Origin of the sequence: Ciceribacter ferrooxidans (genome assembly GCF_004137355.1) — a bacterium.
In the GTDB taxonomy this organism is placed as follows: Bacteria; Pseudomonadota; Alphaproteobacteria; order Rhizobiales; family Rhizobiaceae; genus Allorhizobium; species Allorhizobium ferrooxidans.
The window spans coordinates 1-257 of the sequence record NZ_SDVB01000138.1 but is presented as its reverse complement, the minus strand read 5'-3'; the positions used below and the strand labels follow the sequence as shown (position 1 = coordinate 257).

Below are 257 nucleotides of genomic sequence, written 5' to 3'. Positions count from 1 at the left end.
TGACGCCGGAGGCTCAGAAGATCGCAGCGGCCGATCGGGAATTTCGCCTCGCCCTCGTGCAATCGACGGACACCTGCAAAAACGGGTTGCCGGGCTGCGCCGGCTGGAAATACGTTCCGGCGACCTCGCCGCGACGCGCGGAACTCCCTCCTCGCTACAATACCGGGCGCATGAACCGCAACGATGGTCCGGAGGACAGTTCGTTGGGAGAGCGCTGCCTGACCGGCGGGCCGCTTGTGTTCGGCGGCAATACCGGC

Annotated in this window: 1 protein-coding gene; it reads left to right on the top strand. The window is 66.1% G+C overall.

Annotated features, from left to right (window positions below; genetic code table 11):
- Nucleotides 1–257: hypothetical protein (locus tag EUU22_RS25510; protein ID WP_205687849.1), on the top strand; the 257-nt coding region annotated here is incomplete at both ends.